The organism is Amycolatopsis sp. cmx-11-32 (assembly GCF_047608695.1).
Lineage (GTDB): Bacteria > Actinomycetota > Actinomycetes > Mycobacteriales > Pseudonocardiaceae > Amycolatopsis.
In genome coordinates this window covers 54,872-80,937 of sequence record NZ_JADNQN010000005.1, presented here as the reverse complement: position 1 = coordinate 80,937, position 26,066 = coordinate 54,872, and the positions used below count along the sequence as shown (strand labels likewise).

Sequence of the window (26,066 nt, the reverse complement as noted above, 5' to 3'; positions counted from 1 at the left end):
CTCCCCGACACGGTTACCTGCCCTTCGCCGGTGAGTCAGCCCCTGCGTCGATGTCGATGTGCTGCTCGAAGTGCTTGCCGCCGTAGTTCATGTCGATGTCGATATCGATGTCCTGACCGCCCGGCGCCTGGACGGTGGAGCGGCCGGTGTTCAGGTCGGTGGTGATGGTGACCTGGTTCCCGTTGCCCGCGCCCGCCCCCGGCAGGGCGCCGGAACCCGAGCCGCCACCGGAAGGTCTGTCCACCGGGATCCAGGAGTCCGCGCCGCCCGGCCAGTTGCCCTGGGAACCGGTGCCGCCCAGCGCGGGCGGCCGGTACTGGGTGAACGGTGGCGTCTCACCCGGTGTCGTCCCACCGGAGCCGCCGGAGCCGCCGGCACCGCCGCCACCGCCGCCGGAGCCGCCGACCGCGGCCTGTCCCGCGCCGCTGGCGACCGAACCCGGCGCCCGCGGGTCGGTGACCGGGGTGCCGGAGACGGCCGCGTTGCCCGCCGAACCGTTGCCGGAATCGCTGTGCCCGAACAATTTCTGGACCTCGCCGATGATGGTGGCGATCTGCGTGATCTGGTTGGCGAGGTCGACGACGCCGAGCGCCTTCAGCAGCGCGCCGATCGCGGTGATGAACGCGCGCAGCGAAGCACTGGTGGCGGTGGAAAGCGCGACAGCGGCGCCGTAGGTCCACGGATTCGACATCAGGCCCGCGACCGTGGGGTTCACCGCCGAGACCACCGCTTTGTAGGCCGTCTGGGCGGTCTTGATCAGTGTCCCGGCCATGCCGAGCAGCTCCGCGCCCTTCTGCACGACCTGGACGATCTTGGTCAGCGAGTTCAGGGAGTCCGTGATCTTCTTCATCGCGGAGTCCGAAGCGCCGCCGGACCAGATCTTCTTCAGCTGCTCGGCGGCCTTCGTCACCTCGTTGTACATGGTGAGGAATTCGTTGGCCTTCTTGAGCACCTCGAGCACGTGCTTCGCGATCTGCTCCGGCTGGCCGGTGAGGATCTGCGGCAGGATGGTGATCGGCCCGCCCGAGGACGCCGTAGCGTCCATCGCGCTGGAATTGGGGTAAGTCAGCATGTCGCTCCTCAGGCGGGAAGTCAGACGGAAGCCGGGCGGTAGACGCTGACCTTCGCCAAGCCGTTGATGTCCGCTTCGACGAGTCCGTGGTTGTAGAGCTGCCCGCCTTCTCCGGCGATGGCGATGATCGGCTTGCTGTCGGAGAACAGGAGCGGCTCGACCACGACGACGTCGCCGCTGTGCACCCCGCCCGGCACGTCGCCGAAGTTGCGCGCGGTACCGGCGTAGACCTCGATGACGCCGACCCGCGCCTGGTTGTCGGCGTCATCGGCCAGCCAGTCGTTGAAGTCCGAGACGCCATGGAACCGCGCGTCGGTGATCGGGTGGTCGCCGAGCTGCCCCAGCCGCGCGTCCCCCAGGTAGCGCAGGACGTTCCCGACCGACGACGGCTCACCGTTGCCGCCGGCGCTGTCGTTGATGGCCAGCGTCGCCAGTTCGGACGCGTGCGAGTTCCCCCAGATCGACGACGGCCCCGATCCCGCGCCGCCGCCGGGACGGCCGCCGTATCCGCCCGCGACCGCCTCGTCGGCGGCCTGGTAGGCGTCGGCGCTGCTCTTGATGAAGCCGTTGATCTGCTGCAGAAGTTGCAGGAGGGTGCGGACCGCGACCACCTGCTGGCTCTGCATGGCCGTGTTGGCCGCCGCCACCGCGCTGCCGAACGTGGCGAACGACATCGGCTGCAGGACGGTGCGTTCGAGATCGGCGACGACATTGATGCCCTGCATGATGATGCCGCCCAGGTTCCCGACCGCCGAGCGCATGGCCTCGGGCTCCGCCCGGTACTCGCCCGTGCCGACCATGGTTCTCCTTCTCTCGTTCCCCCACGTCGTCTGCGTGACCAGCAGCGTAAGTTCGTCACCAGACGCGAGCGGACGGCAAAAGTACCCACCGTGAGGGCGGCACGAGTGGCCAGAATGATCGGCAGGATTACCCACAAGCGGCCAGAAAGACCCTGATGAGCGCCACTCGCGACCGCCTGCCGTCCCTGGGCGACCAGCCCGGTGAAATCGTGCTGCAGTCCCCGCCGATGCTGCCGAAAGGCTCCTCCGGCGGAGCCATGCAGCTGCTGATGTTCATGCCGATGATGCTGGGCATGGGCGCCATGTCGTTCGTCTACATCGGACGCGACGGCGGGGTGATGACCTACATCTTCGGCGCCTTGTTCCTCACCGCGATGGCGGGCATGGTCGTGATGTCGCTCGGGCGCGGTGGCGCGGCGAAGAAGGCGCAGATCAACGAGGAGCGCCGGGACTACCAGCGGTATCTGACCGGTTTGCGCGGCCAGGTCCGCGAGATCGCGGACGACCAGCGCGCGGCCATGGCGGCGTTGCAGCCCGATCCGGCCGATCTGTGGGCGTACATCGAGACGGGGAAGCTGTGGGACCGCCGCCGGTCCGACTCGCAGTTCGGGCAGGTGCGCGTCGGGACCGGCCCCCAGCGGCTCGCGACACCGTTGAAGGCGCCGCAGACCGTGCCGCTGGAGGACCTCGACCCGGTGTGTTCGACGAACCTCAAGCACTTCATCCGGACTTATTCGACGGTCGAAGGACTCCCGGTCGCGGTCTCGCTGCGGTCGTTCGCGCAGGTCACGCTGTCCGGCCGTCGTCCGGACACCCTCGGGGCCGCACGGGCCATGCTGACCCAGCTCGCGACCTTCCATTCGCCAGGTGACCTGCGGATCGTGCTGTGCGTGAAGGACGACCGGCTGCACGACTGGGAATGGGCGAAGTGGCTGCCGCACGTCGCCTCCACCGCCGCCGACGCCGCCGGTCCGCGACGGCTCGTCGACGCCGACTCCGGGAAGCTCGCCGACCTCCTCGGCCCCGACCTCGGCGACCGGCCCGCGTTCAGCAGGCGCCCGGATTCCCGGCAGGACCTGCCGCATGTCGTCGTGATCGTGGACGGCGGGCACACCCTCGGCGACACGCGGCTCGTCGCCGAAGAGGGCAGGCTCGGCGTCACCGTCGTGGAGGTCGGCACGGAGCAACCTCGGTCGGTGTCGTCCGAACGGTCGTTGAGCCTGCACACGAGCCCCGAGCAGCTGGGGATGGTCGTCGGCGACGGGACCGAGAAGCGGCTCGGCTTCCTCGGCACCCCGGACACTTTGGACCGCGGGGCCGCCGAAGCGCTGGCCCGGATGCTGACGCCGCTGTTCCAGGGCACGGCCGTGGTCAGCGAGGCACCGATGTCGGCGACCTTCGGGCTGGCCGGGCTGCTCGGCATCGGCGACCCGCGTGACACCGACACCGCGGTCACCTGGGCGCCGCGTTCGGCGCGCGACCGGCTGCGGATCCCGCTGGGCATCAACCCCGAGGGCCGATCGGTCGATCTGGACCTCAAGGAGTCGGCGGAAGGCGGGATGGGCCCGCACGGGCTGGTCATCGGCGCGACCGGTTCCGGTAAGAGCGAACTGCTGCGGACGCTGGTCACCGCGCTCGCCGTCACCCATTCGTCGGAGAAGCTCAACCTCGCGCTGATCGACTTCAAGGGTGGTGCGACCTTCGCCGGGATGACCGGGCTGCCGCACACCTGCGCCGTCATCACCAACCTGTCCGACGATCTCGCGCTGGTCGACCGCATGGCGGACGCGCTGAACGGCGAACTGTTGCGGCGTCAGGAGCTTCTGCACGCGGCCGGGAACTACGCGTCGGTGCGGGACTACGAAAAAGCCAGGGAATCCGGCGTCAACCTGCGGCCGATGCCCTCGTTGCTGGTGATCATCGACGAATTCAGCGAGCTGCTGTCGTCGCGGCCGGAGTTCATCGACCTGTTCGTCGCGATCGGGCGGCTGGGACGGAGTCTGGGGATCCACCTGCTGCTGGCGTCCCAGCGGCTGGAGGAAGGACGGCTGCGCGGGCTGGACTCGCACCTGTCGTACCGGATCGGCCTGCGGACGTTCTCCGCGTCGGAGAGCCGCGCGGTGCTCGGCGTGGCGGACGCCTACCAGCTTCCGCCCGTGCCGGGCTCGGCGTATCTGAAGTCCGACAACGACACCCTCATCCGGCTCAAGGCCGCGTACGTCTCCGGGGAACTGCCGCCGCGCAGCAAGATCGTGCGCAAGGACGGCCGGAGTCTCGGGCTCATGCCGTTCACGCTGGCGCCGGTGGAGATCCCGGTGACCGTCGAGGCGGAGGAACCGGTCGAAAAGGGCACCGGCGAGACGATCATCGGCGCGATGCTGTCGCGGCTCGAAGGCAAAGGCCCGGAGGCGCACCAGATCTGGCTGCCGCCGCTGGCCGAACCGCCGACGCTGGACCAGTTGCTGCCGCCGCTCGGCGAGGACCCCGAACGCGGCCTTTGTCCGCTGGGCTGGGGCGGCAACGGCAAGCTGATGATCCCGGTCGCCCTGGTGGACAAGCCGTTCGAGCAGCGGCGCGACATGTTGTGGGCCGATTTCTCCGGTGCCGCCGGGCACGCGCTGATCGTCGGGGCGCCGCAGAGCGGCAAGAGCACCCTGATGCGGGACATCGCCGCGATGCTCGCCCTCACCCACACCCCGGAAGAGGTTCAGCTGTTCGTGCTGGACATGGGCGGTGGCGCGCTGGCGCCGATCGCCGGGCTGCCCCACGTGTCCGGCTACGCGACACGGCGCGACGCCCAGCGTTGCCGCCGGGTCGTCGCGGAACTGACGACCTTGCTCGAACAGCGTGAGGAGTTCTTCTCCGCCAACGGGATCGAGTCGATCACCACGTTCCGCCAGCGGCGTTCGGAGTTCCAGGAAAGCACGGAAGGCCGCGAGTTCGGCGATGTCTTCCTGTTCGTCGACAACTGGACCACGATCCGGCAGGAATACGAACAGCTCGAGGAACAGATCACCAGCCTGGCCTCGCGCGGGCTCGGGTTCGGGATCCACGTCGTCGTCTCGATCAACCAGTGGATGGGCATGCGGGCGCCGCTGCGGGACGCCATCGGCACCAAGTTCGAACTGCGGCTGGGTGAACCGGCGGACTCCCTGATCGACCGCAAGATCGCGCAGAACGTCCCGGCGGACAAGCCTGGTCGCGGGCTGACGGCGGACAAACTGCACTTCCTCGCGGCACTTCCCCGGATCGACTCGGATCAGCGTCCGGACACGGTCGGCGCCGGCGGGCTGGATCTCAACCGGCGAATTTCCGCCGCGTGGAAGGGAAAGCCCGCACCCGCGGTGCGCTTGCTCCCGTCCGAAGTTCCGCTGGACTCGCTGGAGGCCGGGCCGCGCAAGCAGGTCACGCTCGGTATCGCGGAATCGAATCTGCGACCGGTGTACCTCGATTTCGCCACCGAACCGCACTTCGTGGCCTTCGGCGATGTGGAATCCGGTAAGAGTTCGCTGCTGCGCGCGATCGCTCAGGGCATCGTTTCGAAGTACTCACCCACTGAGGCCGCGATCATCGTCGCCGACTACCGGCGAGGGATGCTGGGCGCGGTGCCGGAGTCGCATCTGCTGGGCTACGCGGGTTCCGAGACCGCGCTGACCGGACTGATCGAACAGTGCCGGCAGGCCATGCGGAACCGGCTTCCCGGCTCGGACGTCACGCCGGACCAGTTGCGCAACCGGTCCTGGTGGCGGGGGCCGGAGCTGTTCGTGCTCGTCGACGACTACGAAATGGTCGCGACCGTTGGCCGGAACCCGCTGCAACCGTTGCTGGAGTTCCTGCCGCAGGCACGGGACATCGGCCTGCACCTCGTCGTCGCGCGCGGGAGCGGCGGTGCCGGACGTTCGCTGTTCGAGCCGGTGCTGCAACGGATTCGCGAGCTGGGTTCGCCGGGGATCGTGATGTCCGGTTCGCGGGAAGAGGGCGCGCTGCTCGGAGAAGTGAAGCCGGGGCCTCAGCCCGCGGGCCGGGGTGTGCTGGTCTCGCGGCGGCATGGGACGGGGCTGGTTCAGGTGGCTTGGACGAAGCCTGTGGAGGATTGAGGCGTGCGGTCGTAAGCTGGGACGAATGCAGTGGACGACGCTACTGGCCACACTTGTCGGTGCGGCCATCGCCATGGGAACCGCACTGGTGGTTCAGGCCCGCAAGGACCGAAACGACGTGGCGGCAGATCCGGCGCGAGGTGTACATGACCTTCCGTTCCTTGTTGGCGAAGGCGCGCAGCGAATTGTTGGCGTTGTCCAAGAAAGGCGACCTGACCGGAGCCGAACTCGACGAGACGGCACGTCAGGTGTTCGCGCCGTGCTACGAGCAGCGTCATCATTTGGAACTGGTCGCACCGCCTGAAGTGACCACGGCCGCGCTTACCTACTTCCGGACCGTGCGCGGCTTGCGCAACGTGGTGGCCGGGGGCAAAGGCGTCACCGATCCCGAATGGGAAGCCAACGCCGGAGAGATGAAGCGCACCCGGGAGTCCGTCCAGGAAGCGATGCGGGAGGACTTGCGGCGGAGGTGACGGCCGATGCCCCGCTGGCTCGACTGTCCCGCTGGCTCGACTGAGTTGCTGATGGGCCGACACGGTGCTGCGTAACCGGTCTCTCCGGTAAGCGGCACCGAAGGGTTTCTCCCCCTTGGACCTGTTCTTCAGATGGTCAAGCGGGCGTACAGGGCGGCGGGTTCGGTATCGGACAGACCGTTGCGCGTGGACCATCCGAACGATATGGGTGGCTCACGAGACGATCTATTAGACATTCCATCCGCAGGCGAAGGGCGCCTCGCGGCAGGAGGTCAAGGATGCTTCGCGGAAGGGGCGGATCCAGCGTCGTCCGAGGTCGCGGTTGCCGGACGCGCCTGGCCGCCACAAGGACATGGTGTTGATCTCGGAGCGACCGGCTGAGGTGGAGGACTGGGCGGCGCCTGGCATGGGGAGGGTGATCTCATCATCGGAAAGCACTCTGGGTCGCAGATCGCGACCTTGACGGAGCGCACGACACAGCGGGGCACGAACGAGAACACCGATACCCTGCTTCGTCGATATTTCCCGAAAGGCACTCGACTTGTCGGTGCATACACGAGGCGAGCTGGATGCCGTCGCCGACGAACTCGATGACCGGCCACGGCAAACCCTGGGCTGACCGAAGCCCACGAAAGCCTTTCAGAATCTCGACGTGCACTGACCAATTGGCATCAGGCAACACATTACGTGGCGATCGAACTGATGTTCGAGTATGATTATAGACATGACCACAACTCTTGCTTTTGACCTGAGAGCCGCTCGTTTTCTTGAGGCCGCGTTCGATGAGGAGGTTCTGCTTCGTCAGGCGCAGGGTCGTCAGGTGCGTGCGTTAGCCGAGTTCGCTGCTGTCGGCGGGTCGCGAAGATCGGTGACCGAGGAGGTGGCCTTGCGCTTCTCGGTCTCCCGCAATCAAGCGTTCCTGCTCGTCGAAACCTCCTGTGCTCTGGTCGCCCGTCTGCCGAACACGTTGGCAGCGCTGGAGAAAGGTGACATCGACCTGTACAAGGCGTCGAAGGTCTCCCAGCTGACTCGGGAGGTGTCGGACCAGGTCGCCGAGCAGGTGGATGCGTGGTTGGCCCAGCGGCTGGCCGGTCGTGTCCCATCGGCGATCCGCCGATCGGTGAGCCGTGCGGTGCAGAAGTTCGATCGCGACGGCTATCGGGAACGAGCCGCGAAGAAACGTGCCGCGCGGCAGGTGTCACTGATCCACGACGACGAGACCATGTCCACGCTCTCGGGTCATCTTCCGGCGGAAGTCGCCAGCTCGATCTACGCCTCGCTGTGTCGTACCGCGCAGGCCCTCCGAAACAAGGACAAGTCCCGCACGCTGGATCAGCACCGCGCCGATATCTTCGCCGAACGACTGCTGGCCGAAGACGGCCGCGGGAAACCTCGCGCGCACATTCACGTCTACGTGGATTTCCTGACCCTGACCGGGGCGCGTGACGATCCCGCAACCCTCGCCGGGTACGGGCCTATCCCGGACTGGTTGGTCCGCGAGATCGCCTCCGACCCGAACTCGACATGGTCACGGTTGATCACCGACCCCGCAACCGGTCAACTCCTCGAAGCCGGCGCCGACAAGTATCGATCCCCGGCCTCCCTGGCCCGGTTGATCAAGGCCAGGGATCGGGAATGCACCCACCCCGGCTGCCACCGTCCGGCGGAGCTCTCCGAGATCGATCACATCACCGGCTGGGCACGGAATGGGACCACTGATCACCACAACTGCCGCGGCGCGTGCAAAACCCACAACCTCCTCAAAGAAGAACCCGGCTGGCACACCGAACCCACCGGCAACGGCGGCATGACCATCACCACCCCAAGCGGACACACCTACGACACCGCACCCGAACCACTCCACGACCCACGCCCCGAACCAGAGGGAGACGTCCCACCCTTCTGACCCGGCATTCTGTTGCCCTGTGGTCATTCACTGGACGAAACGTTCCCAGAGCCTCGCCCAGCCGGCACCGGGCCCGCCCATACCACGTCGGGCCGTCGATGAACGCTGTCTCAAAACTGTCCTCTCACGCCAACCCAGACTTCCCCGCATAGCCGAAGGGAGCGAGCGATAGCCTCGGCCACGCGGCGATCCTGGTGGTCTCCGCAAGAACCAAAGTGCAGAGCTACGTCCAAACAGGACCGAAAGACCTCGTCGTCGGGCACTGTCCAGTCGAAGCCGCCGTCCGGCCCGACGACATAGCCGGGAGCGGCCATCGAATAAGTCACGCCGCCGAATAAGTCACGCCGCGCATCAGGAGGTCTCGAAACTCACCCGCGAAGCGATCTCCCGAGCGCAGGCTAGGGCCTCAGCCGACCCCGTATCCACCTCGATGTCATAAGCCAGACCCCGGTGCACGACTTCGGCTTGCGACTCGGCCATTCCCGTGACCCGATCTCCCCGCGCCATCTCCCGACCGGCGGCCACGGCGCCGTCGCACCGGACTCCGACCCAAAGCACCTCGAGCCCGTTCAACACATCCCTCCACCGGCGTTGCGACTCTGCGCCGCCCAGGAACGCGTCGTCGACGATGACCCGCGCACCCGCCCGCACCATCGCCGCGACACCGGCCATCCACGCGTCCTCGATGCGCCGGAAACCGGCCCCGACATCCACCCGCCATCCGAGGCGAAGGAGATCCCGTCGGGCACAGAAGGCATCGCGTCGATCAGCGTGTCCACCCCGAGCGTGAGCCAGGGATTCGGCAGCACCGCCTGAAGGCACCGGGCGATCCCGGACTTGCCCGAACTGGAACCGCCGTTCACCACGATCACCTGAGTCACCGAATCACCCTAAAACAGACGTGACGGAGGCGGCAACGGCTCGCCCCGTTCGGCAGGAATTCCGCCACCGGATCGAACAATGCCGAAACCCTGCAAACCGGATGAAACGGAAAACCGCCACCCGGACGGCCCACTACTTTCCTCGCACCGCTTACCGACTTCGGTAGGTTACCAAAACCCTTATCGCCCCATAACTTGGTGAAACCGTTTCAAGTCGAAACGAACTCCCCGACGCAGGCCGAAGGGCGTATTCATGCGTATGTCCAAAATTGCCGCAACGGTGGCCGGTGCTGCCGCGACGCTCACCCTCGTAGCCACCCCCGCCGCGAACGCGGGCCAGGACATCATCGGCGGCGGCACCGTGAGTTCCGCGCCGTGGGGCGCCCAGATCTACTGGAACGACGCCACCGCGTTCGGCGGTTTCAACTGCTCAGGCACGATCATCGCCCCGCAGTGGGTCCTCACCGCGAAGCACTGCCTCAACAAGCCCGGCATGCACGTCAAGGTCGGCAACGTCAACCTGAACCAGGGCACGTCGGCCGCCGTCGACCAGCAGAAGGCCGCGCCGAGCGGTGACATCGCGCTGCTTCACCTCAAGACCGCGGTCAGCACGACGTACATGAAGCTCGGCACCGCGAACCCGGCCAACGGCACCACGAACCAGATCTACGGCTGGGGCCGCACGCAGGGCAGCAACCCGCCGTCGAGCGTCCTGAAGACGGCCAACGTCCGCATCACCGGCACCAGCGGCGACGCCTACGGCGGGCAGGCCATCGCCAGCGTCGGCGTCAACGGTTCGGCGTGGCACGGCGACTCGGGTGGCCCGCAGCTCTCGGGTGGCGTCCAGGTCGGTGTCTGCTCGACGGGCAGCAACTCCGGCACGAACCCGCGAGGCACCCAGAACTACGCCAGTGTCGCGGCCAGCCGTAGCTGGATCCGCACCACCGCGGGAGTCTGATTCAACAAAGTGTGATTCAAGAAGGGTAAAGGGGCCGTTCGCGACGAACGGCCCTCCACCCTTCTCTGGAACCCGAAAAAATCAGCCGCACTTCGACTTGGCGTTGATCATCGACACCGAGCCGACCTTGTCACCGCTCACGGTGAATTCGTAGACCCAGTCCGGCTTACCGTCGACAGGCACCTGGAAGCGGCCGTTGTCGCCGACCTTCATCCCCTTGGCGTCGTAGGCCGTCTTGAGGTCGGCCAACGGCGAACCGGCGCCGATTCCCTCGGCCGTCTTCGCGTCCGCGGGAGCGGCGAGCTCACGCAGCCCGTCCTTGCCGAAGGAAGCGCCACCGGCCGCGACGAACACCTTGTCGCGTTCCTCCCGCTTGCCGGCCAGATCGGCGGACGCCTGGACGGCGTCGGCGAACAATTGCGCGTCCTCGGCGGACTTCTCCGCCGACTTGGCGCTTTCCTCGGCGGACGCGCCCGGCTTCGGCTCCGGATCGGCCTCGAGTTCGTCGGCCTTCTTGTTCAAGTCCTTGGCCTCGACGTCGGCCTCCGCCTTCATCCGCGCCGGGTCGGGTGCCGGGCCGCCGGGGTAGGAGAAATCGGCACAACCGTCCAAAGTAGACGTCGGCGCCGCGGCGAGCTTCCCGCCGGCCAGCGCCGCGTCCTTGGCCATGCCCAAGGTCAGCCCGCGGTATCCCGCTGGGCCGAACACCTCGGGTGCCGTCGGAACGGCCGCGTCGGGAGAAGATTCCGACGAACAGGCCCCTCCGCCGATCAGTACTACCGCGGCGGCGAGCACGACGCCCGTGCATCTGCCCGAAAACCGCCGAAAAGTTCGCGTTCCCGGCACGCTTACCCTTTCATCGCCCCGAAAGCTATCCGATCTCAAAGGAAGTCCCGAGTGGATTTCGTGGCGGGACGGCGAAGATCACGTCAGCTGGTGCATCGGCCTCGGCACCCGGAGCGAAAGCATCGAACCGGCCGCCACGGCGGCGATGATCCCGGCGCCCGTGATCAGCGTCCAGAAGTCGGGGTGCACGATGGACTGCCCCCGCTGGGCCTGCCAGGTGAGCAGCGCCAGCAACCCCGCGAAGCCCACCGAAGCGGTCCGCACCAGATTCCTCCGCACGAACTCCGATTCGAGCACCGGGTACCGCCGGGCGAGCACGAGCAGTCCGCAGGCGACCAACGGCAGCACCTGGATCGCGTGGATCCCGACGAAATGCGGGATCCGCATGTCCCCGCCCACGGTGCTCCAGCCCACCAGCGGCAGCCCCGGTCCGCCGTCGGGCACACCGACCGCGTGGGCGCCGACGATCGACGGCTTCTCCCCGGCCCGGTACTGGGCCATCTGCTGCTCGTTCGGGGTGAACATCAGCATCGCGATCCCGATGCCGACGACCGACAACGCGGCACCCGCGCGTAACGCGGAATTCATCACTCGGTCGGGAAGACGTTGGAACAGCAAGAGAATCGCGATCGCCGCCGTCGCTCCCCAGCCGGCGAAGGCGCCGTTCGCGACCATGTTGTTGATCCACTGGTCGGCCGGGGTCTCCTGGTTGAAGTGGAGCGTCCTGCCGCGGCCGATGTTCTGCCAGAACAACAGCGCCATGTCCAGGCCGAGGCCGGCCGCGAACACGGTGCCGAGCCACCAGCCGAACCGCCGCCCACGGGTCAGCTGTCCGAGCAGCCAGGCCAGTGTCACCGCGTAGAGCCCCACGGAAATCGTGAACTTGAGCGGCTTGAGCCAGATAGGCGCGTTGACGAGGCTGCGATCGTCGAAAACGAGGCCGCCGAGCGCGATCACCCCGAGTACCGCCATCGCCGCCGCCAAGATCATCAACGGGCGATGTAGTACTGCCCTGGAACCCTTGTCCACCATGGACTCGAGCGTGCCGGTGGGCTCCGATTCGGACACTGGAGTCCTCCCCCGGATCGAAGGTGGGGAGGACCCTACCGCCGACCTGTGGGTAATAGTGCCGTCACCGCAACCGGCAGTTGTGCCGTTTGACCACACTCCCCTGTTTTCTAGCGTGTCCTTCACAAGAGCAGACAGGGCGTCCCCTGGTGCTCACCGGGATTTCCAGCGAGATGAGAGGAGGTGGCCCATCAATGACCGGTACGGGATATCAGGCAGACGCAGCTGCGATGGCGCGCGCCGTCCAGGGGTTCGAGGAAACCGCGTCGAACGCCAAGACCACGATGGCCAGCTTGGAGAGCGAGCTGACCCAGACCCTGCACAACTACAAGGGTGACCAGGCGGTCGCGTTCTGGGACCTGCAGCGCCGTCTGCAGGAGAAGATGACCATCGCCGTGAACGAGCTCAACACGATGTCGCGCCTCGTCCACGAGAGCAACCGGAACTACAACTCGGGTGACGAGCAGGTCCGGGAAAGCCTCACCGGGGTCAGCGGAACCGTCGACCAGACCGTGATCCACCGGCTGAACCCCTGATCCGCGAGAGGACCACCCATCATGGCTGACGTCGTCGAAATCAACTTCGCCGCGCTGCAGCACAGCTCGGCCTCGCTGGCCGCCAAGGCCAAGGCGCTCACCTCACAGCTCGAACAGCTGCACACGAACCTGCAGCCGATCACCCAGACCTGGTACGCCTCCGGCAGCTCCGCCGGTGAGGCCGCTCGCGGGTCTGAGACCCGCCTGCGCCAGGCCACCGCGGACATCGTGGCGATCATCGCGCAGTTCGGTGGCAAGGTCGGCGACGCCCACGATCTCCAGCACAGCTTGGAGAACCGTAACCAGGGCCTGTTCGCCGGCTGAGTCCCCATCCGTCGGCCGGCCGGTGCTTTCACCCCCTCGGCACCGGCCGGCCGGCTTCGCGCGTAGTCGTCCCTTGATGACATGGCCGATCACGAGAGAGCCGGGATCAATGCAAGACCAGTCGTACTACGTCCATCTGGAATCACTGAAGGACTTCGTGCGGGAACTGGAGACCCAGATCCACGCGATGTCCAAGCCGAACGACTTCCTGCTGACCCTGAGCGAGCAGCCGCTGCTGTTCGGCGAATTCGGGGAGGCGGGTTCCCTCGACAAGGCGCACCAGGCCGCGGTCGCCGAGATGCAGGGCCTGCTGGACCAGGTCAAGGGCGCGATCACCTTCGCGCAGGACGTCACCACGACCGTCGCCGACGGCTACGCGGCGGCCGACGACTCCGTGGCAGGCGACATGAACCACTCCAGCCAGCAGACCGGGCTGCTCGATCCGCTGCTCAACGTCCTCGGCGGCGTGCTGGGCGGCAACAGCGGCTCCAACGGCGGGGGGAACAAGGGATGACCGACACCGCGCACACGAACTTCGCCGCCTACTCGCACCAGCAGCTCTACGCGATGCTGCAGGCGGGCGACCCCAACACGGCACGCCACGCGGCCCACAAATGGCAGTCCACCGGCACCGGGCTGTTCGAACAGGCCGAGAACCTGACCGGCGAGCTGAAGGACTTCTCCGGCAACTGGACCGGCGGCGCCGCCGACAAGTACCACACGATGATCTCCGACCTGGTCGGCGGAATCCGCAAGGTCGCCCAGACCGCGCACGCGATGAACAACCTCCTCGAGGACGCGGCGGACGCGCTGGTGAAGGCCAAGAAGGAGATGCCGCCGCCGGTCGCGGTGCCGGACGTCTCCCCCGCCGACGTCTCGCTCGCGGTCAACCCGCCGCTGCTGCCGCCGGATTCCTCGCAGGCGACGATCATCAACGCCGCCCAGCAGCGGCAGCTGGCGATCGCGAACGTCGAGGCGCAGCAGCAGGCAGCCGGTGCGGCCAGCGCGGCGCACAGCAAGGCGATCGTGGTGATGACCCAGCTCGCGGGCGAGTACACCACGACCGAGGAGTCCATTCCCGCCTCGCCGAACGCCGTCACCCCGCCGCCGGTCACCGGTGGCGGCACGGCCCCGGGCGGCGGCTCCGTCGGCAACAACATCGGCAACACCCCCGGCGTCGGCGTGACGCCGGGCGACAACACGCACCCGCTGCCTTCGGACGGCTCCACCCCGCCCACCACCGGGCAACCGGGCCAGGTCCCCCTATCGAACCCGTTGTTCGGCGACATGTTCACCGCCGGTCTCGCCGCGGCCTCGGCCGCCGCGTTCGGCCGGTTCGGCTCGATCATGCCGCGCGTGCCCGGATGGGCCGCCGGCAAGAACCCGAACGACGGCAAGGGCAAGAACGGTGAACCCGTCGGCGGTGGCGCCGGTGCCGGTGCCGGTGGCGCGACCGCGGGTGGCGCCGGTGGCGGTATCCCGATCGGCGGTGGCGGCGCGCCCTCGCTGGCTGGCGGTGCGATCGGTGGCGGCGGGCTCGCGGGCCCCGGTGAGGCACCGGCCGCGTTCTCCGGTCTGGCGGGCGACGGTGCGGCGGGCAGCGCGATGAGCGGGCTGGCAGGCGGAGCCGCCGGTGCCGCGGGCGCGGCGGCGGCCAAGGGCGCGATGCCGATGATGCCCATGATGCCCATGGGCATGGGCGCGGGCGGCGACATGGGCTCCGGCCGTCGTATCCCGCCGTGGCTCGTCGAGACCGAGAACGTCTGGGGCCAGTCGGCCCCGGTCGCTCCGGCCGTGCTCGGCGAAGAACCCGAACAGTACTGATTCCCTGAACAGGAGGCGGCTCGGTGATGGCATCCAGTGCGGGCGGTTACCGAGTCGCTCCCACCAGGCTCGAAGCGGCGGCGGCCGAACTCGAACAGCGCGCCGGCGTGCTCAAGACCGCGCAGACCGCGCTGGCGGGTGAGAACGTCCCCGCCACCGCTTTCGGCCAGGTTTCGGCTTCCAGCGCGGCTTCCGCGACCTACGCCAAGACGATCAAGGACGTCGCGGGCAAACTCGACGGCCAGCTCACCAAAGCGACCGTGATCCACCAGGGACTCACCGCGGCGGCGGGCGGCTACCGGCGCGCCGACGTCCAGGTCGCCGCCTCGTACCGGGCGCTGATGCCGGAGAACCCGTTGCCCAAGGCCGGGAATCCGGCGGGTATCGGCGGCGCGGCCGACACCGGGCAGTGGGCGACCGCCATCGCCGAGAACCGCACCAAGGTCTCCGACGCGCTGACGGCCGAACGCGACAGACTCGCGAACCTTCTGGCACACGGAGGAAGACCCGACGACATCGCGAACGCCCGTAACCGGATCGCGCTGTACGAGGACATCCTCGCCAGCGACCGGCAGATCCTGCGGTTCGACCCGCGCGGGCTCGGCCGCATCGCCGAACTGGCCGGCCGGATCGAACCGGGTACCCGCAACGTCGGCCTGTTCGTCCCCGGCGTGAACACCTCGTTCGACAATTTCCAGAGCTACTCAGACCTCGGCAAGAGCCTGGTCGCCGCGGACGCCACCGGGCGGACCGCGATGGTGGTCTGGGCCGACGGGGTCTTCCCCCAGAACGTCATCACCGAAGGACCGGCCGCGCACTACGCCCAGACGATGGCGCCCGAGCTCAAACGTTTCGGCGACGAGCTGCGTGGCCAGATCGACAGCCACGCCGGCCCTGGCGTCGTGGTCACCGCCGTCGGGCACAGCTACGGCGGGGCGACCGTGGGGCTCGCCGAACAACTCGGGCTCCGGGCCGACCAGGTGCTGCACGTGGAATCCGCGGGCATGGGGCACGGCGTCTGGGGCCCGGACGATCTCCCGGCCAGCCAGGCCGGTGTGCAGCGCTACTCCATGACGGCCCCCTTCGACCCGATCGTGGTCGCACAGGGCAACGCGGGCCTGATCGAAGGGCTCGGCGCCGGGCACGGAGCGGACCCCGACCGCTTCCCCGGCGTCGTCGAACTGGAAACCGGCCGCGGCGCGAACGGCGATCTGCAGTGGGGCATGGACTCCCACAGCGGGGTGCTCAAGCCCGGTTCGGATTCGTGGAACAACATCTACGGTGTGATCACGGGTGGACCGCTCACGCACGAGGGCTTCACCGGCGGCTCGCTGCGTGAGACGGCCGTCGAAGGCGTTGGCCGAGGACTGTGAGGAGTTGGTCATGATCACCAGGAACACCGAACTCGACCCGCTGGCCAAGGACCTGACCGCGGTCATCGACGGCGTCGCGGGCACCTTCGGCACCAGCGCGGAGCGCACCGTGGAAGGCGAGCTGGACTGCGACCCGACGCAGCCGGGACGGCTGATCTGCTGGCAGTACGGCCTCCGTGTGGACGACGCGTCCGACACGGTCCGCAAACTCGTCGACGTCGTCCTGCCCCTGCTGGAAAGCCAGGGCTGGCGGACGCGCGATCGCAGCAACCCGCGTGAGCTGATCGCGCAGTTCAGCCGCGACGGCGCCGACTTCAACGTGCACGTCTCCCGCGTCGGTGACGGCGTGGCCATCGTGGGCTCGACAGCCTGCGTATCCGTCCCCTAAAACCCCGGGGGTCGCGAAAGACCTCGTGAGCGGCAGTGGTGTCCCCCAGTACACCGCTGCCGCTCACGAGGCGCGAAAGCGTGAAGGCCGCCAGCCTCGGCGCTTGCCCCGCCGGACCGCGGCCACCACCACACCCGCCGCGATGGCGGCAGCGACTCCGACGATCGCGAGCACTCCCGAAACCTTGTCCGCTGCCGCGCGGGCCGGGGCGGCCGCGGGGACGACGAAGGTGTCCGGGCCGACGCTCGGCGGCCCTCCCGGACCAGGCGTACCGGCCGGGATCGCGGCGGAAACGGCGGCGTAGGCGTCGATCGCACCCCAGCCCCGCCGGGAATCGTGGCCTCCGCTCGGGCCTCGGTGCGCGGTCAGCGTCAGCCGGGCGACGACCTGGTCCGGCGACAACCCGGGGTGATACGCCCGCACGAGCGCGGCGACACCCGCCACCTGCGCGGCGGCCAGGCTCGGGTCGCTCACCGGCCACCGGTGCGCCACGGTCCCGCCCGCGCCCGCGGACGTGCTGACCAGTTCCGCGCCGGGAGCGGAAACCCCTACATAGGAACCGGATTCCGTCTGGACCGCTTCACCGGCCTGATTGGTCGAGCCGACCGCGAGCACGCCCGGTGTCGCGGTCGGGTAGGACGTCTGGCCCTGCTGTGTCCCCGCGGCGGGAGAGACGATCAGCGCGCCTTTCTCCCTGGCGCGCGAGACGGCGCCGGTCAGCGCGGGACCGTCGGAAGCGGCCGGGACGGCGATCAGGATGATCCCGGCGTCGCGGTTCAGCGCGGTCTCGATGGCGGACGCGAGCTGCGCGGGATCGCCGCCGCCGTTCACCTGGGTGTAGCGGATCGGGAGGATCCTGGCGCCGGGCGCGATCCCGGTGAACGTCGTGGACGGATCCGGTTGCGCGCCGACGATCCCGGCGGCGATCGTGCCCCGGCCGTCGCAGTCGTCTGCCGTGGTGCCCTGGCCGCCGACGAGCTGACCGGGGGCGAACTGGCCGTTTCCGCCGTCCACGCCGGTGCCGATCACCGCGACCAGCTGACCGGTGCCGCGGGAGAGCGGCCAGATCCGCGCGGGATCGATCAGCCGCTGTCCCCACGGGACGGCCGCGGTGTAGGTGCCCGTCGGATTCGCGCACTGCTCGGCGATCGCCGTCGCCGGGACGGGAGCGCCGAGTACGGCCATGAACGCGGCGCATCCCGCGACGGCACTTTTACCGGCAATGCCCACCATTCCTCCAGAATTCCCTTGTCACACAAGGAAATTCTAGTGCTCCAGGTCAGCGTAGGTCCATCCCGAGGTCGAGGGCGGGTGAGGAATGGGTGAGCGCGCCGACGGCGAGGAAGTCCACACCGGACTCCGCGTAGGCCCGCGCGAGGTCCAGCCGCAAACCACCCGAGGATTCCAGGCGGGTCTTCGGTGAGACCTCGTCGCGCCTGTCGACGGCCTTCGCGCACTCGGCGGGCGTGAAGTTGTCCAGCAGTACTTCGTCGGTTCCCGCGGTGAGTGCCTCCTCCAGCTGCGCCAGGTCGTCGACCTCGACCTCACAGTGCAGTTCGGGCGCGTGCTCGCGGGCCGCGGCGAGCGCCGCCGTCACCGAACCGGCGGCGACCACGTGGTTGTCCTTGATCAGCACCGCGTCGCCGAGGCCGAGCCGATGGTTCACCCCGCCACCCGCGCGGACGGCGTACTTCTCCAGCAGCCGCAACCCGGGCAGCGTCTTGCGGGAATCCCTTACCCGGCAGCCGGTTCCGTCCAGCGCGGCCACCCAGGCGGCGGTCGCGGTGGCGATTCCGGACAGATGGCACAGCAAGTTCAGCGCGGTGCGTTCGGCCGTGAGCAGGCCGCGCACCGGGCCGCGGACGACCAGGGCGGGCTCACCGGCGATCAGCCGGTCACCGTCGTCTCGAGCGGCCAGGATCTCCAGGTCCTCGCCGAGGACGAGGTCGAACACCGCGAGCGCCACCGGGATCCCGGCGACCACACCCGACGTCCTCGGCGTGAGTTCGGCCAGCGCGTTGGCGGACTCGGGCACGGTGGCGTTCGTCGTCGCGTCGGGCCCGTACCGCAGATCCTCGGTCAGTGCGGTCGTGACGACGCGATGCACGTCGGCGACGTCGAGGCCGTGATCGGCCAGTGCCTTGATGACCCAAGGGGAGAATTCGCTCATGCCACACCTTCCAAAGCGATCGGATCGGCCAGCACCGGCTGCCCCGACGGGCTGAGCCGGATGAGCTGACCGCGTTGCCAGGTGACGTCGTCCCGCGCGGGGAAATCGGTCCGTACGTGACAGCCACGGGACTCCGTCCGGCGTGCGGCCGCCGCGACCAAGGCCTCCGCCACCACCGTGAGCGCCGCGTCCTCGACGATCCGAGGTGTCCACAAAGGACTTTCGGTCACCGAAAGATCCAGCACCGAACCGACGACCGACAGCCCTTCGGCGTCCCGGCCGATCGCGGCGTAGCGGCTCATCGCCCGCTGCAGCGCGTCCCTGTCGGCCACCGCGACCTTCGCCGGAGGCGCGAGCACACCGCGACGCGGGTCGGCAAGCAGCCCGGCGGCGAGGTCGGCGGCGACCGCGTCGGCCACCCGCCGCCCGACGACCAGGCCTTCGAGCAAACTGTTGGAGGCCAGGCGATTCGCGCCGTGCAGGCCGGTCCTCGCGACCTCACCCGCCGCGTAGAGGCCGCGAACACCGGACCGTCCGTCCACGGTGGTCACCACGCCGCCGCAGGCGAAATGCGCCGCGGGCGTGACCGGGATCGGGTCCTTCGCCGGGTCGAGCCCGATCGTCACGCAGGCCGCGTACACGGTCGGGAATCGCCTCGCGAACCCGGCGATGCCGGTGGCGTCAAGGAAAACGTGATCGTCGATGCCGCCGGGCGCCTGCGTCATCCGGCGCGTGATCGCCGCCGACACGACGTCCCGGGGCGCCAGGTCGCCGAGCGGGTGCACGCCGCGCATGACCGAAGCGCCCGTCGCGTCGTGCAGGGTCGCGCCCTCGCCGCGGACCGCCTCGGTGACCAGCGGGCACCGGCCGCGGGCGCCGGGGGTGAACAGGACCGTCGGGTGGAACTGGACGAACTCGACATCCGCGAGCTGCGCCCCCGCGCGCAACGCGAGCGCGAGCCCGTCACCCGTGGCGATCTCCGGATTCGACGTCGCCTGGTAGAGCTGCCCCAGCCCACCGCTGGCCAGCAAGACCGCCGGCGCCCGGACGGCGCCGGGAACGCCGTTGTGGTCCAGGACGGTCAGCCCGGCGACCTCACCGGCGGGCGTACGGATCGCGTCGACGGCGATGTGGTGCTCCAGCACCGGGATCCGCCGGTCACCGGCCTTCGCGACCAGCGTCCGCTCGACCTCCGCCCCGGTCGCGTCCCCACCGGCGTGGATGACACGGAACGCGCTGTGCCCGCCCTCCCGCGTACGCGCCAGTTCGTTTCCGCTTTCCACCGCCGGGTCGAAGCGGGCACCCTCGGCCCGCAGCCTGGCCACCGCCGCCGGGCCGCCGCCGATGATCGAGCGGACGGCGTCCTCGTCGCAGAGCCCGGCACCGGCGGTGAGTGTGTCCGCGGCGTGCTTGCCGACCGAGTCGCCCGGTTCGTGCTCACCCTCCAGCACGACGGCGACCCCGCCCTGTGCCCAGCGGGTGTTGCCGTCGGAGATCGCCGCCTTGGTGACCACCAGGACGTGCAGACCGAGTTCCCGGGCGCGCAGCGCGGCGGTGAGCCCGGCCACTCCGCTGCCGATCACCACGAGATCGGCGGCGGCCTCCCACGCGGGGCGGGTTTTCGCCTGGAGGGCACTAACCGGGTCGGTCATTCTCCGCCGCCAGGCTGCCCGATCTCGATCATGCGCTGCACGGAAGCACGGGCACGGGCGGCGGTCTCGATGTCGACGTGCACCTCGTCGGCACCCTCACGCAGCGACCGCAGCAGGGCGGCGGGCGTGATCATCTTCATGTACCGGCAGGACGCCCGGTCGTTCACCGCGCGGAAGTCGATCTCCGGCGCGGCCTTGCGCAACTGGTGGATCATCCCGATCTCGGTGGCCACGAGAACCGACTTCGCCGAGGTGGCGCGGGCGGCGTGGACCATGTCGCCGGTCGAGAGGATCTTGACCCGCTCGGGCGCGACGGCACCCTCGCCCGCGAGGTACAGCGCCGACGTCGCGCAGCCGCATTCCGGATGGATGAACAGGTCCGCGTCCGGATTCTCCGCGGCCCGCTCAGCCAGTTCGGCACCGTTGATCCCGGCGTGCACGTGGCACTCCCCGGCCCAGATGTGCATGTTCTCCCGGCCGGTCACCCGCTTGACGTGCGCGCCGAGGAACTGATCCGGCAGGAACAGAACTTCCTGGTCAGCGGGGATCGAGGCGACCACGTCGACGGCGTTCGACGAGGTGCAGCAGATGTCGGTCTCCGCTTTGACCTCGGCCGTGGTGTTTACGTAGGACACGACGACCGCGCCGGGGTGCTCGGCCTTCCAGTCGCGGAGTTGGGCGCCGGTGATCGAGTCCGCGAGCGAGCAGCCGGCCCGCGCGTCCGGGATCAGGACCGTCTTCTCCGGCGCCAGGATCTTCGCCGTCTCGGCCATGAAGTGCACGCCGCAGAAGACGATGGTGGACGCGTCGCTGCTCGCCGCGATGCGGCTGAGCGCGAGGGAATCGCCGGTGAAATCGGCGATGTCCTGGATCTCGGGGACCTGGTAGTTGTGCGCGAGCAGGACGGCGTCGCGTTTGCGAGCGAGGCTTCGCACCTCCTCCGCCCAAGCCGCGTCGGCGACGACGCCACCGTAGGGAGTCAGGTCGTTCTCATACGTGATCGTCATCGTTCTGGGCCTCCGGACCGATTTGTCCACTGTCGGTTTTCGCCTTACAATCGAAAACCGTGCGAAGTCATCTTAACACCCAGACCCCCCTCGCCCACGAGGTTTTGGGAGCGGTACTGCAAGTGCGCTCGGACACACTCCGGGTCCTGCTGTGGCGGCGCGCGCTCGATCCACATCTGGGCCGCTGGTCCCTTCCCGGCGGCAGGCTGCGTCCGGATGAAGACGTCGAGGCGTCCATTCGGCGGCAGCTCGCGGAGAAGGTCGACGTACGCCAGTTGAAGCATGTGGAGCAGTTGGCCGTGTTCAGCGCGCCGGACCGGGTACCGGGTCCACGCGTCGTGGCGACGGCGTTCCTCGGCCTCGTACCGTCCGATGTGGACCCCGAGATCCCGGAAGACACCGAGTGGCACGACGTTTCCGAGTTGCCGCGGACGGCGTTCGACCACGAGTCCATCGTGCTGCGCGCGCGGGACCGGCTCCGGTCGAAGCTCTGCTACACGAATCTCGGGTTCGCGCTCGCCCCGGAAGAGTTCACCGTTTCGGCTTTACGGGGTCTCTACTCGGCTGCGCTGGGTTACCGGGTGTCCGCGACGAACCTGCAGCGTGTGCTCGCCCGGCGAGGGTTGCTCCTCCCCACCGGGCGCACCGCGCCGCCCGGGCGCAGCGGCGGGCGGCCCGCGGCCCTCTTCTCCTTCGCGGGCAAGGGGATGCAGATCACCGACCCGTTCGCGGTGTTCCGCCCGCCCGCCGGAAAGTGACCGTCCTGCGAAGTGCGTGCCGTGCCCGTACCTTGAACGGGTGACCGAGCCGAGCGATGAGTCCACCAGGAAGGCGATCTTGCCGCTGTTCCCGCTACAGACCGTGCTTCTGCCCGGGACACACCTTCCTCTGCACATTTTCGAACCGCGATACCGGCAACTGATGACCGACCTCGTCGGCGACGTCGTCCCGGACCGCGAGTTCGGGGTCATCGCACTGCGGACGGCGATGATCAGGGAGGTGAGCGGGCCCGAGCACGTCCACGAGGTCGGCTGCACCACGGTGCTGCGCGAGGCGAAACGGCTGCCTGACGGCAGATTCGACGTCGTCACCACCGCACGGCGCCGGTTCCGGCTGCTCGAGATCGACCGTGTTTCCGCGCCGTACCTGATCGGCTCGATCGAGTGGGTGCCCGACGTCCGCGTGGCCTCGGTGCACGGCGAAACCGTCGCCAGGCTCGCCGACGTCGCGAAGGCCGCGCACCGGCGCTACTGCGAGTCCGCCTGGCATGCCGACGACTGGACCACACCACCCGATGACGGCGACATCAACGCACTCGCCTACCGCCTCACCGCGGACTGCCTGCTCCCCCTGGAAGACCGGCAGCGCCTGCTGGAGGAGACCAATCCGTTGCGGCGCCTGCGGATCGCGTGCCGTTTGCTGACGCGGGAGGCGGGGTTCCTGAACACCCTCGGCGCGGTGCCGATGCCGCCGGGGGAACTCGGCGAGTTCCCCCGCCCGTCGAACCTGAACTGAAACCCTCGTGAAGTGGTAAGGACAGTTAGAGTTGTCCCTACCACTTCACGAGATCCACTACTTGCCGGACTCTTTCGCTTCCTCGCCGGAACCGTTGCCGAACTTGTTCCACACCTTGCCCGCCGCCCCGGACACCGCCTCGCCGACGTCGCTGAACACCTTCGTCAGCGGGTCGGCCGAGCTGTTCCAGGAATCCTTGTAGGATTTCGCGGCCGACTTCAGATCGTCGGTCCAGGTGGAGGATGGCGCGTCGGCGTCGCGGCGCGGGTACTCGCCCGCCAGGATCGCCCGGTACTCCTCCGAAGCGGCCCACTTCTGCAGTTGCGCGGCGCGCACGACGGCAAGCGGATGCGACATCGTCTCGACGTAGCGCAGCTTCAAGTAGCTGTCACGGATGTCGTCGACCGACTCGTACTCCGCCGCCTGCTGCAGGAACGCCGGGATGTCGATCTTCGAGGGGTCGATGCCGCCCGCGACCAGGATCTGCGACCGCAGGGCCGCGGTCGGGTCCTGCGAGCACAGCAGACCGGCGCGGTCGCAGGACAGTTCGGCCTTGCGGTACCACTCGCGCAGCGCGGCGATGACGACGCGGATGCCGATCGCGCTCACCGGCGTCCACGACATCGACATCTGCAGGCCGATCAGGCGGATCATCATCGTGCGGTACACCGCGTGCCCGGACAGCACGTGCCCCATCTCGTGCCCGATCACGAACCGCAGCGACGCCAGGTCCATCGCCTCGACGGCCGCGGTGTTGAGCACGATGAACGGCTCGTCCATCCCGATCGTCTGCGCGTTGACCTCGGGACTGCGGGCGACGAACAGATTCGGCACGCGGTCGAGGTCGAGTGTCTCGGCGCATTCGTTGCGGATCTTGTCCAGTTCCGGGTACTGCTTCGGACCGACCCGGATCCCGGACGCGAGCGCCATGAGCCGCTCACCGCGTTCGGCGTAGAAGCCCGAGACCGCCTTCACGACCTGCGCGAACCCGGGAACCGCGCGCAGGGTGGCCAGCGCGCCGCGGTCGACGGGATGTTCGTAGGCGCGTGGGCTGATGCCCGGGAAACGGACGGCGTTGTGCCGGGAAACCTCGATGTCGTCAGTCAAGAAATGCCCCCTAGAGAAGTCCCCGTCCACCCTAGAGGAAAACGCTCAGCCGAGGCGGCGACCCAGATCTTCTCTGCCGTTCCACGCGGTGAGCAGCGTGTACGCCAGTGTGGTCATCAACGGCGCGGCGAGCATGATCCAGACCGACTCGATCTGCGGCGCCTTCGTGATGACGTCGCCGACGGCGGGCGCCGCGGCGATCTCGTAGCGGCCGTTGGCGAACGCGACACCCATCGTGGTGCCAAGCCAGCCCGCCAGGGTCGCGCCGCCGGTCGCGGCGATCAGCACGACCGGGCCGCGGCGCTCCCGCAGCATCCAGGTCACGATGCCGATCAGCAGCCCGGCGCCGAGCGCGAGGAATCCGTAGATGGCGAGGTCGTCGAAGCGGTGCCAGCTCTCCAGCTCCAGCGGCGTGAGACCACCGCGGTCGTTGACCACCCGCATGCGCTGCGGCGGCGCGAGCCGCGCCCAGAGCCAGGCCAGCGGGAAACCGAGCAGCCCGGCCGTGGACAGCACACTGATCGCCGGGAGCAGGTCGGCCTTGATCACGACCTTGGGATGCGGGCGGCGCGGCTTCGGCAGCACGGGCACCGACCAGGGGTCGGGCACACTGGAGGACAGGTGTGCCGGTTTGCCCGACGTCTCGCCCAACCCGGACTCCTCCCTCACGCAGCTTGTGCAGAGCGTAACCAATGACGCCCTCAGCGCACACAACCCTGGCACCGAGTCGCGCCCCCGGCCGCAATTCGTCCTCTACTTGCGGTAGATGCACGCGCAACTACCGCAACCAGAGGACGAAACGCGGGAAGGCTCAGCCGGCTACCGTGCCGTGACGGCTGCATCGGGCCGTCCAGCCGACCGGGGTGATCTGGACGACCATCCGCCGCGCGCAGAACGTGCAGTAGCGCGGCGGTTCGAGTGCCGTCCTGGGGTTGTGGCAAGCGGGATGTTCCGCGCCGCCGTCGGATGGCTGTCCACAATGGACACAGAACGCCGGTCGGTCAGAGGACGTCACTGATCGCCTTCACCGGCATCTTCAGCTCGTCGAGCATCTCCAGGTCCGCGGTGGCCGGGCGGCCGAGGTTGGTCAGGTAGTTGCCGACGATGATCGCGTTGATGCCGCCGAGCATGCCCTGCCTGGTGCCCAGATCGCCGAACGTCAGCTCCCGGCCACCGGAGAAGCGGAGCAGCGGGCGGGGCATCGCCAGCCGGAACGCGGCCACGGTGCGCAGCGCGTCCTTGCCTTCGACGACCTCGTATCCCTCGTACGGCGTCCCCGGCTGCGGGATGAGGAAGTTCATCGTGCACTCGTCCGGGTTCAGCTCGGCCAGCTGTGCGGCGAACTCGGCGCGCTGCTCGATGCTCTCCCCCATGCCGATGATGCCGCCGCAGCAGACCTCCATGCCCGCTTCGCGGATCATGCGCAGGGTCTCCCAGCGCTCTTCCCACGTGTGCGTGGTGACGACGTTCGCGAAGTGCGACCGCGCGGTCTCCAGGTTGTGGTTGTAGCGGTGCACGCCCATCTCGACGAGCTCGTCGACCTGCTCCTGGGTGAGCATGCCGAGCGAGCAGGCGATCTGGATGTCGTTGCCGTCCTCGCGGATGGCCTTGATCCCCTCGCGGACCTGCGAGAGCAGCCGCTTGTCGGGGCCGCGGACGGCGGCGACGATGCAGAACTCGGTCGCGCCGGTCTCGGCGGTCTGACGCGCGGCCTTGACCAGGCCGGGGATGTCCAGCCACGCCGAACGCACCGGCGTCGGGAACCGGCCGGACTGCGAGCAGAAGTGGCAGTCCTCCGGGCAGCCGCCGGTCTTGAGGCTGATGATGCCCTCGACCTCGACCTCGGGGCCGCACCAGCGCATCCGGACCTCGTGGGCCAGCGCCAGCAGGTCGGTCAGGTGATCGTCGTCGAGCCGCAGGACGTCGAGGATCTGCTCCTCGCCGAGTCCGACGCCACGCTCGAGGACCTGGTCACGCGCCACGGCGAGGATGTCGACGGTCTCCGGGGCTGTGGTCACGAGGCGGCTCCTGTTCGGGGTGGGGCATCAAAGCGAAGGCACATCATCGTG

General features: G+C 68.6%; 26 protein-coding genes and 1 pseudogene. 13 read left to right on the top strand and 14 right to left on the bottom strand.

Annotated elements, in window-relative coordinates; all coding sequences use genetic code 11:
• Nucleotides 1-13: 13 nt before the first annotated feature.
• The gene (locus tag ACM6LR_RS16475; RefSeq protein WP_414938048.1) at nt 14-1,072 is read right to left on the bottom strand and encodes a hypothetical protein; all 1,059 of its coding nucleotides are present in this window, start codon (nt 1,070-1,072) and stop codon (nt 14-16) included.
• Nucleotides 1,073-1,092: 20 nt separating this feature from the next.
• The gene (locus tag ACM6LR_RS16470; RefSeq protein WP_414938047.1) at nt 1,093-1,872 is read right to left on the bottom strand and encodes a WXG100 family type VII secretion target; all 780 of its coding nucleotides are present in this window, start codon (nt 1,870-1,872) and stop codon (nt 1,093-1,095) included.
• 155 nt (nt 1,873-2,027) lie between these two features.
• On the opposite strand from ACM6LR_RS16470, the gene eccCa reads away from it, so the two are divergent.
• The 4 genes and pseudogenes from eccCa to ACM6LR_RS16450 all read left to right on the top strand — a co-directional run bounded on the left by eccCa (nt 2,028) and on the right by ACM6LR_RS16450 (nt 8,348).
• On the top strand, nt 2,028-5,969 hold the full coding sequence (gene eccCa / locus ACM6LR_RS16465; RefSeq protein ID WP_414944056.1) for a type VII secretion protein EccCa: 3,942 nt from the start codon (nt 2,028-2,030) through the stop codon (nt 5,967-5,969).
• A gap of 164 nt (nt 5,970-6,133) precedes the next feature.
• Nucleotides 6,134-6,442, top strand: a complete 309-nt coding sequence (locus ACM6LR_RS16460; RefSeq protein ID WP_414944055.1) for a hypothetical protein — start codon at nt 6,134-6,136, stop codon at nt 6,440-6,442.
• A 244-nt stretch (nt 6,443-6,686) separates the two neighbouring features.
• Nucleotides 6,687-7,061 (top strand): annotated as a pseudogene (locus ACM6LR_RS16455) (transposase); the annotation flags it as partial.
• Nucleotides 7,062-7,310: 249 nt separating this feature from the next.
• On the top strand, nt 7,311-8,348 hold the full coding sequence (locus ACM6LR_RS16450) for a DUF222 domain-containing protein (RefSeq protein ID WP_414944258.1): 1,038 nt from the start codon (nt 7,311-7,313) through the stop codon (nt 8,346-8,348).
• Between the two features lie 351 nt (nt 8,349-8,699).
• Here ACM6LR_RS16450 and ACM6LR_RS16445 read toward each other — a convergent pair whose 3' ends face one another.
• Together ACM6LR_RS16445 and ACM6LR_RS16440 are read right to left on the bottom strand one after the other, a co-directional pair.
• Nucleotides 8,700-9,002: a phosphotransferase-like protein gene (locus ACM6LR_RS16445; RefSeq protein WP_414944257.1), complete on the bottom strand. Its 303-nt coding sequence runs from the start codon at nt 9,000-9,002 to the stop codon at nt 8,700-8,702.
• Entirely contained in the window at nt 8,918-9,211 is a 294-nt protein-coding gene (locus ACM6LR_RS16440; protein WP_414944256.1) for a phosphotransferase-like protein, read from the bottom strand. Before ACM6LR_RS16440 ends, ACM6LR_RS16445 begins: the two co-directional genes overlap by 85 nt.
• A 277-nt stretch (nt 9,212-9,488) precedes the next feature.
• On the opposite strand from ACM6LR_RS16440, the gene ACM6LR_RS16435 reads away from it, so the two are divergent.
• Nucleotides 9,489-10,187, top strand: coding sequence for a S1 family peptidase (locus ACM6LR_RS16435; RefSeq protein WP_414944054.1), 699 nt, complete (start codon nt 9,489-9,491; stop codon nt 10,185-10,187).
• Nucleotides 10,188-10,268: 81 nt separating this feature from the next.
• Here ACM6LR_RS16435 and ACM6LR_RS16430 read toward each other — a convergent pair whose 3' ends face one another.
• Both ACM6LR_RS16430 and ACM6LR_RS16425 read right to left on the bottom strand, forming a co-directional pair.
• A complete protein-coding gene (locus ACM6LR_RS16430; RefSeq protein WP_414944053.1) occupies nt 10,269-10,895 on the bottom strand; it encodes a hypothetical protein in 627 nt (208 codons plus the stop codon).
• A gap of 216 nt (nt 10,896-11,111) precedes the next feature.
• Nucleotides 11,112-12,065, bottom strand: a complete 954-nt coding sequence (locus tag ACM6LR_RS16425; protein ID WP_414944255.1) for a hypothetical protein — start codon at nt 12,063-12,065, stop codon at nt 11,112-11,114.
• Nucleotides 12,066-12,295: 230 nt separating this feature from the next.
• On the opposite strand from ACM6LR_RS16425, the gene ACM6LR_RS16420 reads away from it, so the two are divergent.
• The 6 genes from ACM6LR_RS16420 to ACM6LR_RS16395 all read left to right on the top strand — a co-directional run bounded on the left by ACM6LR_RS16420 (nt 12,296) and on the right by ACM6LR_RS16395 (nt 16,546).
• The gene (locus tag ACM6LR_RS16420; protein WP_073848466.1) at nt 12,296-12,637 is read left to right on the top strand and encodes a WXG100 family type VII secretion target; all 342 of its coding nucleotides are present in this window, start codon (nt 12,296-12,298) and stop codon (nt 12,635-12,637) included.
• A 21-nt stretch (nt 12,638-12,658) separates the two neighbouring features.
• A complete protein-coding gene (locus ACM6LR_RS16415) occupies nt 12,659-12,961 on the top strand; it encodes a hypothetical protein (RefSeq protein ID WP_364023878.1) in 303 nt (100 codons plus the stop codon).
• 109 nt (nt 12,962-13,070) lie between these two features.
• Nucleotides 13,071-13,475 carry a hypothetical protein gene (locus ACM6LR_RS16410; protein ID WP_414938041.1) on the top strand — a complete coding sequence of 135 codons (405 nt, stop codon included), beginning with the start codon at nt 13,071-13,073 and terminating at the stop codon, nt 13,473-13,475.
• Nucleotides 13,472-14,785, top strand: coding sequence for a WXG100 family type VII secretion target (locus tag ACM6LR_RS16405; RefSeq protein ID WP_414938040.1), 1,314 nt, complete (start codon nt 13,472-13,474; stop codon nt 14,783-14,785). The genes ACM6LR_RS16410 and ACM6LR_RS16405 overlap by 4 nt, the downstream gene beginning before the upstream one ends.
• 26 nt (nt 14,786-14,811) lie before the next feature.
• Nucleotides 14,812-16,158: an alpha/beta hydrolase gene (locus ACM6LR_RS16400; RefSeq protein WP_414944254.1), complete on the top strand. Its 1,347-nt coding sequence runs from the start codon at nt 14,812-14,814 to the stop codon at nt 16,156-16,158.
• Between the two features lie 10 nt (nt 16,159-16,168).
• A complete protein-coding gene (locus ACM6LR_RS16395; RefSeq protein ID WP_414938038.1) occupies nt 16,169-16,546 on the top strand; it encodes a hypothetical protein in 378 nt (125 codons plus the stop codon).
• A 63-nt stretch (nt 16,547-16,609) separates the two neighbouring features.
• Here ACM6LR_RS16395 and ACM6LR_RS16390 read toward each other — a convergent pair whose 3' ends face one another.
• Genes ACM6LR_RS16390 through nadA form a run of 4 tightly spaced genes read right to left on the bottom strand, consistent with a single transcriptional unit; the run spans nt 16,610 to nt 21,375 of the window.
• Nucleotides 16,610-17,779 carry a S8 family serine peptidase gene (locus ACM6LR_RS16390; RefSeq protein WP_414938037.1) on the bottom strand — a complete coding sequence of 390 codons (1,170 nt, stop codon included), beginning with the start codon at nt 17,777-17,779 and terminating at the stop codon, nt 16,610-16,612.
• A gap of 46 nt (nt 17,780-17,825) precedes the next feature.
• Nucleotides 17,826-18,716, bottom strand: a complete 891-nt coding sequence (gene nadC / locus ACM6LR_RS16385) for a carboxylating nicotinate-nucleotide diphosphorylase (protein ID WP_414938036.1) — start codon at nt 18,714-18,716, stop codon at nt 17,826-17,828.
• Nucleotides 18,713-20,368, bottom strand: coding sequence for an L-aspartate oxidase (locus ACM6LR_RS16380; protein WP_414944052.1), 1,656 nt, complete (start codon nt 20,366-20,368; stop codon nt 18,713-18,715). The genes nadC and ACM6LR_RS16380 overlap by 4 nt, the downstream gene beginning before the upstream one ends.
• Nucleotides 20,365-21,375, bottom strand: coding sequence for a quinolinate synthase NadA (nadA, locus tag ACM6LR_RS16375; protein ID WP_414938034.1), 1,011 nt, complete (start codon nt 21,373-21,375; stop codon nt 20,365-20,367). The genes ACM6LR_RS16380 and nadA overlap by 4 nt, the downstream gene beginning before the upstream one ends.
• A 122-nt stretch (nt 21,376-21,497) precedes the next feature.
• Here nadA and ACM6LR_RS16370 point away from each other — a divergent pair, with 122 nt between their 5' ends.
• Together ACM6LR_RS16370 and ACM6LR_RS16365 are read left to right on the top strand one after the other, a co-directional pair.
• Complete coding sequence (locus ACM6LR_RS16370; RefSeq protein ID WP_414944253.1) at nt 21,498-22,133, top strand: NUDIX hydrolase; 636 nt, start codon at nt 21,498-21,500, stop codon at nt 22,131-22,133.
• Between the two features lie 40 nt (nt 22,134-22,173).
• Nucleotides 22,174-22,890, top strand: a complete 717-nt coding sequence (locus tag ACM6LR_RS16365) for an LON peptidase substrate-binding domain-containing protein (protein WP_414944051.1) — start codon at nt 22,174-22,176, stop codon at nt 22,888-22,890.
• 57 nt (nt 22,891-22,947) lie between these two features.
• On the opposite strand, the gene ACM6LR_RS16360 is transcribed toward ACM6LR_RS16365, so the two are convergent.
• The 4 genes from ACM6LR_RS16360 to bioB form a co-directional block, all read right to left on the bottom strand.
• The gene (locus ACM6LR_RS16360) at nt 22,948-23,997 is read right to left on the bottom strand and encodes a M48 family metallopeptidase (protein ID WP_414938032.1); all 1,050 of its coding nucleotides are present in this window, start codon (nt 23,995-23,997) and stop codon (nt 22,948-22,950) included.
• Between the two features lie 45 nt (nt 23,998-24,042).
• Nucleotides 24,043-24,648: a DUF2567 domain-containing protein gene (locus ACM6LR_RS16355; RefSeq protein ID WP_414938031.1), complete on the bottom strand. Its 606-nt coding sequence runs from the start codon at nt 24,646-24,648 to the stop codon at nt 24,043-24,045.
• Nucleotides 24,649-24,808: 160 nt separating this feature from the next.
• A complete protein-coding gene (locus ACM6LR_RS16350) occupies nt 24,809-25,012 on the bottom strand; it encodes a hypothetical protein (RefSeq protein ID WP_414944050.1) in 204 nt (67 codons plus the stop codon).
• Nucleotides 24,999-26,015, bottom strand: coding sequence for a biotin synthase BioB (gene bioB / locus ACM6LR_RS16345; protein WP_414938029.1), 1,017 nt, complete (start codon nt 26,013-26,015; stop codon nt 24,999-25,001). Before bioB ends, ACM6LR_RS16350 begins: the two co-directional genes overlap by 14 nt.
• Nucleotides 26,016-26,066 lie beyond the last annotated feature (51 nt).